Annotated in this window: 9 protein-coding genes and 1 pseudogene; 8 read left to right on the forward strand and 2 right to left on the reverse strand. The window is 71.7% G+C overall.

What is annotated here, in order from left to right; all coding sequences use genetic code 11:
• The first annotated feature begins 134 nt into the window (after positions 1 to 134).
• Entirely contained in the window at positions 135 to 257 is a 123-nt protein-coding gene (locus tag O3X23_RS25515; protein WP_269273886.1) for a hypothetical protein, read from the forward strand.
• 195 nt (positions 258 to 452) lie between these two features.
• Here O3X23_RS25515 and O3X23_RS25520 read toward each other — a convergent pair whose 3' ends face one another.
• Positions 453 to 1181 carry a DUF6882 domain-containing protein gene (locus O3X23_RS25520; RefSeq protein WP_269273887.1) on the reverse strand — a complete coding sequence of 243 codons (729 nt, stop codon included), beginning with the start codon at positions 1179 to 1181 and terminating at the stop codon, positions 453 to 455.
• Between the two features lie 353 nt (positions 1182 to 1534).
• Between O3X23_RS25520 and O3X23_RS25525 the strand changes: the two genes are divergently transcribed.
• From O3X23_RS25525 to O3X23_RS25540, 4 genes are all read left to right on the forward strand, one after another.
• Positions 1535 to 2785 carry a 2-isopropylmalate synthase gene (locus O3X23_RS25525; protein WP_269273888.1) on the forward strand — a complete coding sequence of 417 codons (1251 nt, stop codon included), beginning with the start codon at positions 1535 to 1537 and terminating at the stop codon, positions 2783 to 2785.
• An 11-nt stretch (positions 2786 to 2796) separates the two neighbouring features.
• Positions 2797 to 3462 (forward strand): hypothetical protein, encoded by a 666-nt coding sequence (locus tag O3X23_RS25530; protein ID WP_269273889.1) that lies wholly within the window; start codon positions 2797 to 2799, stop codon positions 3460 to 3462.
• 305 nt (positions 3463 to 3767) lie between these two features.
• Entirely contained in the window at positions 3768 to 6269 is a 2502-nt protein-coding gene (locus O3X23_RS25535; protein WP_269273890.1) for a helicase-associated domain-containing protein, read from the forward strand.
• 358 nt (positions 6270 to 6627) lie between these two features.
• On the forward strand, positions 6628 to 7914 hold the full coding sequence (locus tag O3X23_RS25540; protein WP_269273891.1) for an alpha/beta hydrolase family protein: 1287 nt from the start codon (positions 6628 to 6630) through the stop codon (positions 7912 to 7914).
• A gap of 274 nt (positions 7915 to 8188) precedes the next feature.
• On the opposite strand, the gene O3X23_RS25545 is transcribed toward O3X23_RS25540, so the two are convergent.
• On the reverse strand, positions 8189 to 8779 hold the full coding sequence (locus tag O3X23_RS25545; RefSeq protein WP_269273892.1) for a lytic polysaccharide monooxygenase auxiliary activity family 9 protein: 591 nt from the start codon (positions 8777 to 8779) through the stop codon (positions 8189 to 8191).
• A 272-nt stretch (positions 8780 to 9051) separates the two neighbouring features.
• Between O3X23_RS25545 and O3X23_RS25550 the strand changes: the two are divergent.
• The 3 genes and pseudogenes from O3X23_RS25550 to O3X23_RS25560 form a co-directional block, all read left to right on the forward strand.
• Positions 9052 to 9478, forward strand: a pseudogene (locus O3X23_RS25550) (transposase); the annotation flags it as partial.
• Between the two features lie 619 nt (positions 9479 to 10097).
• Entirely contained in the window at positions 10098 to 11249 is a 1152-nt protein-coding gene (locus O3X23_RS25555) for a methyltransferase domain-containing protein (protein ID WP_331283948.1), read from the forward strand.
• Positions 11250 to 11932: 683 nt separating this feature from the next.
• Positions 11933 to 13012 carry a MerR family transcriptional regulator gene (locus O3X23_RS25560; protein WP_269273893.1) on the forward strand — a complete coding sequence of 360 codons (1080 nt, stop codon included), beginning with the start codon at positions 11933 to 11935 and terminating at the stop codon, positions 13010 to 13012.
• Positions 13013 to 13123 lie beyond the last annotated feature (111 nt).

The raw sequence follows: 13123 nt of genomic DNA on the forward strand, positions 1-13123 counted from the left end.
GACCCGGCCTCAACAGCCACAAAGCGCCCCCGCACGGCGTTCTCGTCGCAACTCGGAGTCGATCTCCCCCGTGGTCCCAGCGTGGGAAGCGAGCCGGCCGGCCACTCTGTTCGCTCGCACCCCTTGGAGGGGCCATGTCCCGCACCCGTCTGACCCGACGAGAGCGTCTCACCCTGGTACGCGCCGCGACGAGCGGTCTCGTCGCCGGCACCGCGCGCTCCCTGCTCACCTGGCTCCTGGAGCACTTCACCGGATAGCCGCCCCCGGCTCGGGCACGAGCGGCGTCCCGCAACCAGGGACGCGCGGACGAGGGCACCTCGTGTCCGAGCCGGGTCGTGCTGATCAATTGATAGCGATCGGGCCCGTCGATGCCCGGTGTCGACCACAGGCCGCGATGCCGCGACTCGATCGACCGCGTCCCCGGCGGCTCGGGACATGGGGCAGGTGCCCTGTCAGCCCACCGGCGGCGGCCCGCCGACCGATACCGCCGCGAAGTGGCCCTCCTCGGTGAACCGCACGGCCACGGTGGTCCCGTCGTGCCGCTCCGCATGCAAGGACCCGTCCGCCACCGCCTGGCGGACCGTGAAACCATGCCGCGCGAGATACCCGGTCGCGGTCTGCCGCGGGTCATACGGAAACTCCCCCACAGCCACATCGAACATCCCGCTCACCACCCGCCGGTCGAACCCGGCCTCGGGCACAGCCGCGTCGTCCACGATCACGAACGCCCGCGCACCGTTGTCCAACGGGCAACTGGCGAAACCGCGCGTGCGCAACGCGCCGAGGGCAACCGTCGCCAACCGCTCCGCCGCCCCCACCGGGTCCGCGAACGCGGCCAGTTCGAGTCGCGGTTCGGCGAACTCGTAGATCCCGTTGCGCTCTCCGAATTCCCGCAACCACACAGCCAGGCTCAGCCGCGGCACCCCCGGCGGATGCGTCCGCTCATTGCCCCACGCCCACAGCCAGCTGCCGTCATATCCCAACGACCCCAGCGGCGACTGGTGCACGCTCACCTCGCCGATCCGCAGCATGCTCGTGTCATAGCTCAGCGACCACGCCCCACCGACCGGCTGATACCGCCGGTAGGTCGCCTGCTGCTCAAGCGCCGCAGCAGCGTAGTACGCGCCCGCGTCCTCGAACGCGCGGCTGAACACACCGTCCGGCATCACTGGCATCGGCATCCAGCACACTCACTCTCGGCTCCTCGACATCCCGTCTCAACCTACCTGTCGACCGCACGTGCGGTCGGGCCCGGCAGCCCGGCCCCGACCCGCACAGCAGCAATCCGCCGCTACCACCTCCGCCCGCTCCGCACTTCCTGCGTCTGCTCAGCGCCGGTGCCGTCCAGCCGCTGCCCGTGATCACGCACCGGGCGCCGCTCGCACGGAGTGCGAGTAGCACACGGACTTGAACCTGACGGCCCGATTGGTCTTTTTTGCTCCCCTGTCACGCGGACGATCTACGATCCGAACCACGGTGATCGCGTCGGTGCGGTGGAGGACCGGCGTGCGGGGACGGGGGTGGAGCAGTGGCCATGGTGGACGTGGTGCGAGAGTCGGCGCAGGCCGGGCGCGTGGTGTTCTTTGAGGAGTCGGCGCGGGACGGTGCGCAGGCCAAGACGCTGATGAGCGCGGCCTTCCGGGTGCGGCTGGCGCGGGAGCAGGGGGCGGTGTTCGGGGCCGACGGGCCGCGGCATGTGGTGTTCGCGGCCGGCTTCCCGTCGGTGTGTGCCCAGGAGTTCGAGGCGACTCGGCAGGTCGCGTTGGAGGCGCAGGGGGCGGTGAGTCCAGCGGCGATCTGCCGGGGCACCGTGTCGGACGTGCGGTTGGCGCTGAGCGCGGTCCGGGGCGCGGCGCATGCGCGGGTGATGGTCATCGTGGCGGCGTCGGAGGCGACCGCCCGTGCCCTGGTGCACAGCGATGCCCGCTCGGCGCTGGCCGGCGGCCTGGAGGTGGTCAAGGAGGCGGTGGACCGGGCGGACGGAATCGCGGTCGACGTGTGCCTGGTGGACGCACCGCGGGCGGACCTGGCGCTGGTCGCCGAGTATGCGGGTGCGATGACCGCCCAGGGTGCGGGGACGATCGTCCTGGCCGACACGGTCGGCGATCTGCTGCCGGGCCCGACCCGCACGCTGTTCGCGCAGGTCGCGGCCGGGGCGGGGCCGGAGGCCGTGCTGGTGTCGCACCTGCACAACGACCTCGGCCTGGGGCTGGCCAATACCCTGGCCGCCCTGGAGTCCGGGGTGCGGGTGGCTGCCGGCTCGTGGCTGGGCATGGCCGAGCGCAGTGGCATGGTCGCCACCGAGCAGCTGCTCTTCCTGCTCGCCCACGATCCGGCCAAGGCGGCTCAGGTGCTGGGGCCGGACTGTGAACCGTGGTGGACGGCGCCGGACCTGACCCGGCTGCCGGGGATCGCGCGGATGGTGTCCGCCGAGACCGGCGTGCCTCTGACCGTCACCACCCCGATCGTGGGCACCGGCGTCGCCACGATCTCCACCGGCACGCCCTTCACCCACCCGCAGACCTTCCAGCCGTACGACCCGCAGTACCACCTGGGGTTGACGCCAACGGTGGTCCTGACCCACCTCGCCAGCGGACGCGTGGTGCGGGCAGTCGCCGCACGGCTCGGCCACGACCTGGACCCGGACCGGACCCGGACCGCCTTGGCCTGGGTCAAGGACCGCGCCTACCGCCTGGGGCAGGCGGTCGTCGCCGACGCGGACTTCGCCGCCTACCTCGACGGCCTCACCACCGCCCCGGCACCCGCTGCGGCCCCTGTCTCGTGAACGGATCCCCCATGCCCGCCGCCACCCCCCTCGCCACCGGTCCCGCCGCCGACGCCCTGCTCGGCGGGCGGGCGGTGATCCTGCCCAGCCCCAGTCCGTTGACGTACGTCGTTGCCGCCACCACTGCGCGAGCCGTCAACGAGGCCAAGGCGCGGCCGGCCGGCCAGGAAGTCGCCGTGTGGGTCCACGCGGCCACCACCTGGACGGATCTTCTCCCCGCCCTCGACCTGACCCCGGCCGCCGTGGCCACCGCGTGGGACCTGCTGCGGATCGAACGGGTCACCCTGCTGGTGCCCGTGCGCCCCGAGAGCCCGCCCCCGCCCTGGGCCGCCCCCGCCCTGCGCGACGGCCATCTGCTGCTGTTCGGCGCCTGCTGGCCGCCCTTGGCCGTGCTCCTGGCCCGCTTCCCCCGCCTGTACGTCAGCAGCGCCAACCGCACCGGGCAGCCGCCGGCCCCCACCGCCGCGCGGGCCGCGGCGATGTTCGGCCCCGACATCCCCGTCACCGACGCCGACCATCTGCGCGACAACCACATCCCCCACGCCGCCACCACCATGCTGCGCATCACGCCCGACGGCGCCCTGCACCACATCCGCCACGGCGCGCAGGACCACGCCCACGGACCGGACCCCCGCAGCTACGTGGACCACCTGCTGCGGGGGCACACAGGGGGGTGAGACCTTCGGTCCTGGTGGGCTCGCAACGCCGTCACACCGACGGCCGTTCAGCGCGACGCCGCGCAGCGACGCGGACTGTGGCCGGCGCGTTCGCTCACTTCCAAGATCCACAACAGGTCGAAGTGCAAGGACATGCTCACACCGGGGGCGGCCGGCTGACCGGTACGGCATCGCGGTCCGCCCCGCGTCCTCGGGCCGCCCGGTGCACGGCATGCGGCGCGCCCCCGATCAGAGGGTGCGCCGGGGTCGTCGCGATGTTCCGGGGCCGGGTGTCCTCCACCCCCGGCTCCCCTACGATGGTCGAGGTGAACAGCGCATCCCACCTGAAGAAGTGGCTCGCCGGGCGTACCCGGGACCAGTTGACCGCTCTGCTGGATTCCCGGTCGTTGCCGGAGGCCGCCAGGTACAGCGGGCCGGTCGACACCTGGGGGCGGCTCGCCGACCACCTGCTGACCGACGCGTCCGTCGGTCGCGCGCTGGCGTCGGTGACCACCGGGGACCTGCGACTGCTGGCAGCGGTCGCGCAACTCGCCGATGCCACGCACGGACCCGCCCCGGCCGGTCCCCCGCCGTCGCGCTCCTATCAGCCCGCGCACGCCCCCGCGTTCGATCCGGCGGATCGGGCGGTGCCGCGGGCCGAGGTGCTGCGGCAGCTCGCGCCCGACGCCGCGGGGGTTGCAGCGGTCGAGGAGGCGCTGGAGCGGCTGGCGGCCTGGGCGTTGGTGTTGCCCCCGCACCCCCGCACGGTCGTCGTGCCCGCGTTGCTGCACCGCGGCTCCGCCGAGTTCCAGGGCTACGGCCGTCCCGCCGAGGAGCTGCTGTCCGCGGCCTTCAACGCTCCCGAGGTGCACGCGCTGGCCGACCGCCTGGGGGTAGGCCGTGCCCCCACCCGTGATCAGTCCCAACGCCTGATCATCGCCTTCCTCCGTGATCCCGCCCGCGTGCAGGCGCTGGCCGCCCAGGCCCCACCACCGGCCCGCCGTCTGCTCGCCCGGCTGGTGCCCGGGCCGCCGCTGCTGCGCACCCGCTACTTCGTCTCCCGCTCCGGCACGTATGCCGGACCGTACGACAAGTTCACCGAGCGCCTGGGCGGTTCGGGTGATCCGGGCAGTGACTGGCTGGCCCACCACGGCCTGCTGCTGCCGGTGGACACCGACCTCGCCGAGCTGCCGTACGAGGTCGCACACGCCTTGCGTGAGAACACCGCCGCGGGCATCGTGCTGACGCCGCCGGGCGTCACCTGCACCGCGCCGCTGCCGCGCGGCGCCCAGGGGCAGGCGCAGGCGGCCGCCGCCTCCGCCGCCGGATCCGCGGATCTGATCCTGCGGGCGGTGGCCGCCCAGCCCTTGGCGGTCCGCAAGGCGGGCGGCCTTGCCGTCCGCGAAACGCGGCGCGTGGCCAAGGACGCCGGGCTCAGCGAGGACCAGGCCCGCTGGTGGATCGATCTGGCCGCCACCGCCGATCTTCTCGGCCCGCATCAGGAGCAGCCTGCCGCCCCGTCCGGAGCGCGTCGCAGCCGCAGCCGCCGGCTCGCACCCGACGCCCCGGTGCGGCTGCTGCCCACCCCCCGCTACAACACCTGGAGCGGCCTGTCGCCGGCCCGCCGTCTGCTGCCCCTGGTGGCCACCTGGGGCGTCGTTCCCGAGGTCTTCACCTACTGGCCGGCGGACACCGACCAGAGCCCGGTCGCGTTCCTCGCGCCCACCGACCCGCGGGCGGCGGTGCTGCGCCACGGCCTGTTGGACGCATTGGCCGCCCTCCCCGCCGACCGCGGGCTGGTCGACAGTGCCGACGCCTGGGATGAAGTGCTCGCCTGCGCGGTGTGGTTCCGCCCGTCCCTCACCCCCTTCCTGGGCACCGCCGACCTGCTGGGGCGGGCCCAAGCCACCCTGGCCGAGGCCGACCGGCTCGGGGTGACCGCCCACGGCGCGCTCACGGCCGTCGGCCGCGCCCTGCACCGCCTGCTGCACGAGGGCGCCGCCCGCCACTTTCCCGCGATCCCCGGCGCGGGCATGGACCTCACCGACCGCCCTCCGCTGGCCGAGGCCGTCCAGGCCCTGTGCCAGACCCTTGACACGGTGCTGCCCGCGCCGCGCACCACGGCCCGTTTCCAGGCCGACCTGACCGCCACGGTCACCGGCGCCGCCACCGCCGACCTCACCGACCTGCTCTCCACCTGCGCGGAGCGCGAATCCGACGGCCACGCCACGGTCTGGCGCCTCACGGCCGCCTCGCTGCGCCGCGCCTTCGACACCGGCCTGAGCGCCGATACCCTGCTTGCCCGCCTGACGGAAGTCAGCGAGGACGGGACCGCGCTGCCGCAGCCCCTCACCTACACGATCAAGGACATCGCCCGGGCCCACGGCCGGCTGCGGGTGGTCCGCTCGGCCTGCTGCATCCGCTGCGACGATCCCCAACTGATCATCGAAGTCGCGGCCGCGCGCGGCCTGGCCAAACTGGGCCTGCGTGTCATCGCCCCGACCGTTTTGATCAGTACGGCGCCGCCCCAGGACACCCTCACCGCGTTGCGTGCAGCCGGTTACACCCCCACGTTGGAGGCGGAGAGTGGCACCACCGTCCTGGAGCGCGCTCCCCAGGAACGGGCTCACCCCCGATCGCCCGACGGCGCCCCGGCTCACCCGCACGACGGCCCAGGTCCGGCCACCGCGCCCGCCCTGGCGGCGGCGCTGCTGCGGAGGCCGGATGGAGACCGGGGCGAATCACCGATGCTGAACCCCGAGTTCCCAGAGCTCCCAGAGCCGGAGACGTCGCGGAAGCGCGGTCACAGCCGCATTCCGAGAGTCTGATCACCCACCGGCCCACGCACAGGGCCAGCGCGCAGATGCGGTGAATCGTCCGGCCGGGGTGCCGGTCCCGGGCAACGACCACAGCGCTGCTCTCCCCCGCATGATCCGGGCTGGTCCCGTCCAGTTCGGCCTGCATCCGCGCGCACCGCAGTGGTGTGAGCGCGGACGGCGGCACGAGTGGCGGTCGGGCGCCGCGGTACCCGCCCGCGGTCATCGGTGCGCGTCGCCGGCCAAGTGACACATGTCAGCGAAACCCGTGAGGAATCACGGCAGTTCAGCGGTGCTGAGGTTCGTAACATGGCGGGAGGGCACCTCTGTGCCCCGCACTGCGCGCCTGCATCCCGCCAAGGAGCCTTCCATGTCCCGTTGTCCGGCCTCGTCCGAACCGATCAGCGCCCGCGCCCCCCAGGGCGCCGCCAGGGCCGAGGGGATCAGCCGGCGGCGGATGATGACCACGGGCGCCGCCCTCGCTGTCGGCCTCGCGGGGACCGCAGCCACCGCACCCCCCGCCGCCGCAGGCGTGGCCCCGGGCCGGGCGCCGGGCGCGGTGCCGCCGCCCGTACGGCTCGTGCTTCCGCGCCCGAGCGGCGGGCAGGCGCTGGGAACCACAGCGCTGCATCTGATCGACCACCAGCGCCGCGATCCGTGGGTCCCCACTCGGCCGGTCCGCGAGGTGATGGTCCAACTCTGGTACCCCGCGCGCGCCGCGGCCGGCCTGCCCCGGGCGCCGTGGATGACCGCGGCGTCCGCCCAGGTCTTTCAGCAGACGGGCTATCTGCGGCCCGAGTACGCCACGTTGCCGGACACCCATGCCCGCAGCGGGGCGCCTGCGGACCTGCGGCAGGGGCGGCGCCCGGTGATCGTGTACTCGCACGGGCACGGCCAGCACCGTGGTTCCAGCACGGCGCTGGTCGAAGAACTCGCAAGCCACGGATACGTCGTGGTCACCATCGACCACACCTATGACGCCGGGCAAGTCGAGTTCCCCGGTGGCCGCGTCGAGTCGTACGCGATGCCTACGCCGACCGGAGACGATGACCCGACGATCCTCAAGGCGGTCGAGGTCCGGGTGGCCGACACCCGGTTCGTACTGGCGGAGCTGGCGCGCCGCGTGCGGGACCGCCGCCACCCGCTCCCGCACGGCGTCGGCGACCTCCTCGACCTGTCGCGGACCGCGATGTTCGGGCACTCCCTGGGGGGTGCCACTGCCGCCTCGGCCCTGGCGGCGGGGGTACCGCTCGCGGCGGGTGCGGATCTCGACGGCACCTTGTTCGGTCCGGTGGTGGCCGAGGGGCTGCGTCGGCCGTTGTTGTTGATGGGTGCGGACAGGGACACCGATTCGAGCTGGTCCGCGATCTGGCCCCGGCTGCACGGGTGGCGCCGGGGCATCCGGGTGACCGGTACTCTGCACTTCTCGTACACCGACTACGAGGCGTTCATGCCCCAGGTCGCAGCGCGGCTGGGAGCCACCGATGCGCAACTGGCCGAGTTCATCGGCCCGCTGGACGCCGCCCGGGCCCTTGCTCTCCAGCGGAAGCTGCTCGTCGCCTACTTCGACCTCCACCTGCGCGGCCGCCGCACCCCGATCCTCGACGGCCCCTCGCCCCGCTACCCCGAGCTGCGCTTCTTCGGCGGAGCCGCCTGACGCCGCTGTACCCGGCCCATCGCCGGTGGCCCGACACTCGACGCAGCCCCCGACCCCGACCAGCGCTCGACAGGGCCGGGGGCGGTACCCCCTAGCCGGCCCTCAACGCTCCCCGGTCAACCCACTCGGCGCGCGGAGCCACGCACAGTCAACGATTCCGCCCCGGAATGGCAGAGGTGGGAGCGATGGACACCTGGCAGGTGACAGCCACGCAGGACCGCCCAGCGACGGACGCGGGGCTCCGGTAGGCCCCGGCCGTCGCTCGGACGCTGGATCAGAATTGCACGTCCGCACAGGCGTAGAAGGCGTTCGAAGTGTCCGCGATGGTCCACACACCGACGATGAGTTGCTTCCCGCTCAGGCCGGTAGGGATCGTGCCCTGGTGGACGACCGTGGCCGGCGGTTGGCTCCCGTTGTAGGAGATCTTCAGGAACGGAGTGGTGTTCAACGCCGACCGGGTGAGCGGGCGGGTGGGGTCGTACCCGTTCTTGGTGAGGTAATAGGCGAAGTTCGTGGTGGAGTGCCGAGCTGTGAGCTTCCAGGTGAAGCTGTAGCTCTGTCCGCCGGTCAGGTGGGTGGCCGGCCAGGCGCCACCGCGCGGGGCGTCGAGCTGGGAGAAACGGGAGTTCCCCCCGCTGCAGATCCTGCCGTCTGCCGGCCCGGACGCCGGGAAGCCCTTGGGGCCTTCAACGCTCTGCGGCTCGTACTGGATGTCACCGCAGTTGGTGACGGTGCCTGCGGCGCACAGCGCCTGGCGGCTGGGCGGGGTGTTGATGTAGCCGTGACTGCTCGCGCTGCCGGTGGCGAGGGTGAACGAACATACGACACCGAGGCCGACCGCGACCGCACAGGTCTTCTTACGCATGATGCACTCCTGACAACGTGGGGGGGGGAGCTCTTGCGGATTGCTGCGAGGGATCCAGGCCACCAGAAGGTCTAGACCAAGTCGCACCCTAGACCCGGAGTACAGTCATGTCCACATCAATATCCGGCCATCCGCCCACCCCTCCGGGGGCGATGCACCGGGCGGAGACGTACCCGAAGCAGGTATGGTCATCGCCGGGCTCGCCCGGCACACCAGCGCCGCCAACCGGGACCGGGCGATGACCAAGACACCCTCGATGCCCGCTGGTCATCAAGGATGTGGCCGACCTGCCGATCGACGGCCGGCGGGGCGTGGTCCGGGTTCGGCGTCTGGTGTGTCCCACCCGCGGTTTGCCGCCACACCTTTCGCGAGCAGCTGCCCCGGGTGCTGGAGCGGTACCAGCGGCGCACAACCCACCTGACCAGGCAGATCAAGGCCGTGGTCAAGGAGTTGGCGGGCCGTGCGGGATCGTCGCGGAAACGCAAGAGCGGATTGCGTGCTGCCCGACCACACGGCCGACACGCCGGAAGCGTGGCTGCGCGAAAATCCTGGCGTCGAGGTCGTGTGCCGGGACGGCTCCGCGACTATGCCGAGGCCATCCGCCGCGCCCTGCCCGACGCAGTGCAGGTCGCCGACCGGTGGCACGTGTGGCACAACCCCTGCGAAACCGCCCTGGGTGAGGTCAAGGCACACAGCAGTGGTGTACGCGGCTGACGCCCCGACGCCGGCCAGAGGGCCCTACGGCCACCACGGCCGGATGCAGGGGCGTTTGTGGAGGGGTGGCAGGCCGGCCGAAGTCGACCGCGTGCTGTGACCGCGGCGGGCGGCACGGCCGTGGCCACGCACCACGGACCCCGCCCGGCCTACCGCAACGCTCACCGGCAACCGGGTGGACGGTGCTCACAAGCTCTCCCGCAGCAGGCTGGCCACCTCATACTCCGGCAGACGGCTGACCCCCGTCCGGGCCAGCGCCACCTGACCCTGCTCGACGACCTCCACCGCGTGTACGCCGCCGGGTACTGGCCGCAGCCAACTCCTCGGCGGCGTCCACGTGCTGCACGACGGCCTGCGGGCGGACTGCCGGTGTGCTCGGCCGCCTCCCGCATCCTGAGCGCTTGGCGAGGCGGCCTATCGGCCAACTCGACTGTGCGCCACCATGCAGGTACAACTACTAGCCGCTGATGGAGTGTGAACAATGGGTGAGCACGAGAAGCCGCCTGAGGATCTTGGGAAGGGCACCCCACCTCCTGGCAACGCGGATAGTCCGCCGCCGCCCGCGCCCCCGAGTAATCCGGGAAAGCACAGGAAGTAGGCACGTTTGCCTCACTACGGCGAGCATCAACTCCGCCTGGCCGACACCATGGAGCAGCACGGCCAGTGGCCCGAGCGTTCCCCGTGGATCCGCGAGGCGGTCGGGGCTCTGCCGCGGGACCGGTTCGCTCCAGACCGTTTGTGGACTTGGGACGGTCACATCTACCAGCCCATCGACCAGGCCACCGAGCCGGACCGATGGGCTACTGCCGTCTACGCGGGCCCCGACGAGCCGGCCGTCACCCAGGTCACCGGCGGTATCGCCACCTCCAGCCTGTCCGCGCAGAGCCTGGTGGTCGACATGCTCGACGCCCTCTTGCTGGAGGAAGGGCACCGCGTCCTGGAGCTCGGTACCGGCACCGGGTGGAATGCGGGCCTGCTGGCCTGCCGTACCAGCAGCCTGGTCACGACGGTGGAGACCGATCCGGCACTGGCCCTGCTGGCCCGTCAGCGGCTGGACGTAGCCGGCGCTACGGTGGCCGTGGAGGTCGGGGACGGCAACGCCGGCTGGCCGGCCAACGCCCGCTATGACCGGGTGATCGCGACCTACGCGGTTGGCCGGGTCCCGTGGGATTGGGTGGAGCAGACCGTGCCGGGCGGGCGGATCGTCACCCCCTGGGGTCACCTGGGACACGTCGCGCTGACCGTCGCCGACGACGGTCGCTCGGCCTCTGGATGGTTCCAGGGCCTGGCGATGTTCATGCCCGCCCGCGGCACCGCCCCCGCCCGCCGCTACCGACAGGTGCGCGAGGAGACACCCCCGACCGGCGACCGGCCGTTCCTACGCGCCCTAGAACCCTTGCGCGACGACTGGAACCTCCGCTTCGCGCTGCGCGTCGCCCTGCCCGACCTGCAGATCAATACGGCCGTCGACGAGGACGGGCTGAACGCCTGGGTGCACGACCGGACCTCCTGGGCCTCCATCGCAGCCGTCGGCGACGGCCGGACCATCGCGACCCAAGGCGGCCCACGCCAACTGGCCGACGACGTCGAACAGGCATGGGACCAATGGATCGCTGAGGGCCGGCCCACGCTGTACGACTACGGAATGACCGTCAAGCCGGACGGTCAGTACGTATGGGCCCACGACGCGCACACCGGCCCCCGCTGGCCGACCGGCCCAGTTGCCCCGGCCACCGACAACCTCCTTGCGGGCTGAACCCGGTATCGCCCCGCGAAGCCCGCCTGCGACAGGGCTCTCACCGGTGGTGCGACAGCCGTCGCAGGTGTTGATCCGAGATTCCTTGGCCTCCCTCCCGCGCACGATCAGTGCGGCTATCGCGTACGTGAAGTCGATGCGGCAGCGGACCGTCTCGGCGGCCTGCCGGTCCGACAGGCCGACCAGAAACTGCAGCACACAGACGGTGGCCAGTTGAGCCGGCGAGAGACCCGGACGCCCGCCACGCGGGTACCAGTCGGCGATGTCCTCGTCGCATCACAGCCCAACCAGCCGGTCGCGCACCCATTTCGCCGTCGTGCCAGCCGGGTTGTTCGCACACGCGATCCGCGCAGTCAGAGACGGTACGTGCTCACCGGAACACGGGCGCAGGGACAACAGGCACCCCAACAGCTACATCGGTCATCGGAACCATCCGAGCATGCCCGCTGATCATGCTGCCGCACCGGAAGACTCCAGGATCCCCGACAGGGACAAGCTGAGGTCTACTTGTTCTTCCGAATGAACAGAGACAGCTTCCAGCGTCCTCGGCTGGGCACGCGCCCTCCGACCGAGTAGGAGACCATTCAGATGGGCCGAACGGAGCCCTTGGTTGACCTTCACCTTGGGGGAGCCCACAGCATCAGTGGGGCCAGGCGACGTGCCTGGCATGAGGAGGAACGAGCATGGGGTTGCTGACCATCGGGGCGTTCGCGAAGGCGTCCCGGCTGTCGCCGAAGGCGCTGCGTCTTTACGACGAGCTCGGCCTGCTTGCTCCCGCTCGCGTCGACCCGGTGACCGGCTATCGCCTCTACGCACCGGAGCAACTGGATCAGGCCCGGCTGGTTGCCTGGCTCCGACGGCTCGGGATGCCTCTCGCCCGCATCCAGCAGGTCTGCACCCTGGATGCAGGTCCGGCAGCCCAAGAGATCCGTGCGTTCTGGTCCCAGGTCGAAGCCGACATCGCCGCACGGCGGGACGTGGCCACCTTCCTCATCGACCACCTCTCCTGGAAGGACCCTGCCATGTCCCCGATCGCCGAGCCCCTGGGCATCCGCTACGCCGCCCTATCCGACACCGGCCTTGTCCGCGAGAGCAACCAGGACACCGTCTACGCAGGGTCCCGCCTGCTCGCCGTCGCCGACGGCTACGGCAGCGCAGGTGCCCCCGCAAGCGCTGCCGCTGTCGACGCGCTCAAGAGCCTCGAAACCCACAGCATCGCGGCGGGCAATCTCCTCAACGTCCTCGAAGACGCGATCGACCAGGCCAAGCAGGCCGTGCACGACGTCTCCGATACCGCCCCCTCCTCCGAAGAGGCCGGCACCACACTCACCGCGATGCTCTGGACCGGCTCACAACTGGCCCTCGTCCACATCGGCGACTCCCGCGTCTACCTCCTGCGCGACGGCGAGCTGTTCCAGATCACTCAAGATCACACCATGGTGCAGGCGATGATCGACGAAGGACGCATCAGCCCGCAGGAGGCCCTCTCCCACCCCCAGCGGTCACTGTTGGTTCGGGCCCTGGGCCAAGAAGCCGATGGCACCCCCGACATGCGTCTGCACGACGCACAGCAAGAAGACCGCTACCTGATCTGCTCCGACGGCCTGTCGACCGTCGTGCCGACCGAAGAAATCCGCCGAGTGCTCTGCGATATCAGCGAACCCGAGCACGCGGTCCGCGAACTCGTCGCCCTCGCCAACAGCTCCGGCAGCCCCGACAACGTCAGCTGCGTGGTCGCCGACGTCGCGGAGCTCCAGCAGTAGAAGCGAGCGGCATGCACATCGAGTCGTACCAGATCCGCTCTCACGAACTCATCCGCGAAGCGGACGAATACCGACTCGCCCACCACGCCAGGAAGGCCACACCGGTCCGCC

The organism is Streptomyces sp. H39-S7 (assembly GCF_027158205.1).
Classification (GTDB): Bacteria; Actinomycetota; Actinomycetes; order Streptomycetales; family Streptomycetaceae; genus Actinacidiphila.

Bases quoted from the DNA above. Each gene is read 5' to 3' on its own strand.
- O3X23_RS25515 (WP_269273886.1), top strand. From the start codon at position 135: ATGTCCCGCACCCGTCTGACCCGACGAGAGCGTCTCACCCTGGTACGC.
- O3X23_RS25520 (WP_269273887.1), bottom strand. From the start codon at position 1,181: ATGCCGATGCCAGTGATGCCGGACGGTGTGTTCAGCCGCGCGTTCGAG.
- O3X23_RS25525 (WP_269273888.1), top strand. From the start codon at position 1,535: ATGGTGGACGTGGTGCGAGAGTCGGCGCAGGCCGGGCGCGTGGTGTTC.
- O3X23_RS25530 (WP_269273889.1), top strand. From the start codon at position 2,797: ATGCCCGCCGCCACCCCCCTCGCCACCGGTCCCGCCGCCGACGCCCTG.
- O3X23_RS25540 (WP_269273891.1), top strand. From the start codon at position 6,628: ATGTCCCGTTGTCCGGCCTCGTCCGAACCGATCAGCGCCCGCGCCCCC.
- O3X23_RS25545 (WP_269273892.1), bottom strand. From the start codon at position 8,779: ATGCGTAAGAAGACCTGTGCGGTCGCGGTCGGCCTCGGTGTCGTATGT.
- O3X23_RS25560 (WP_269273893.1), top strand. From the start codon at position 11,933: ATGGGGTTGCTGACCATCGGGGCGTTCGCGAAGGCGTCCCGGCTGTCG.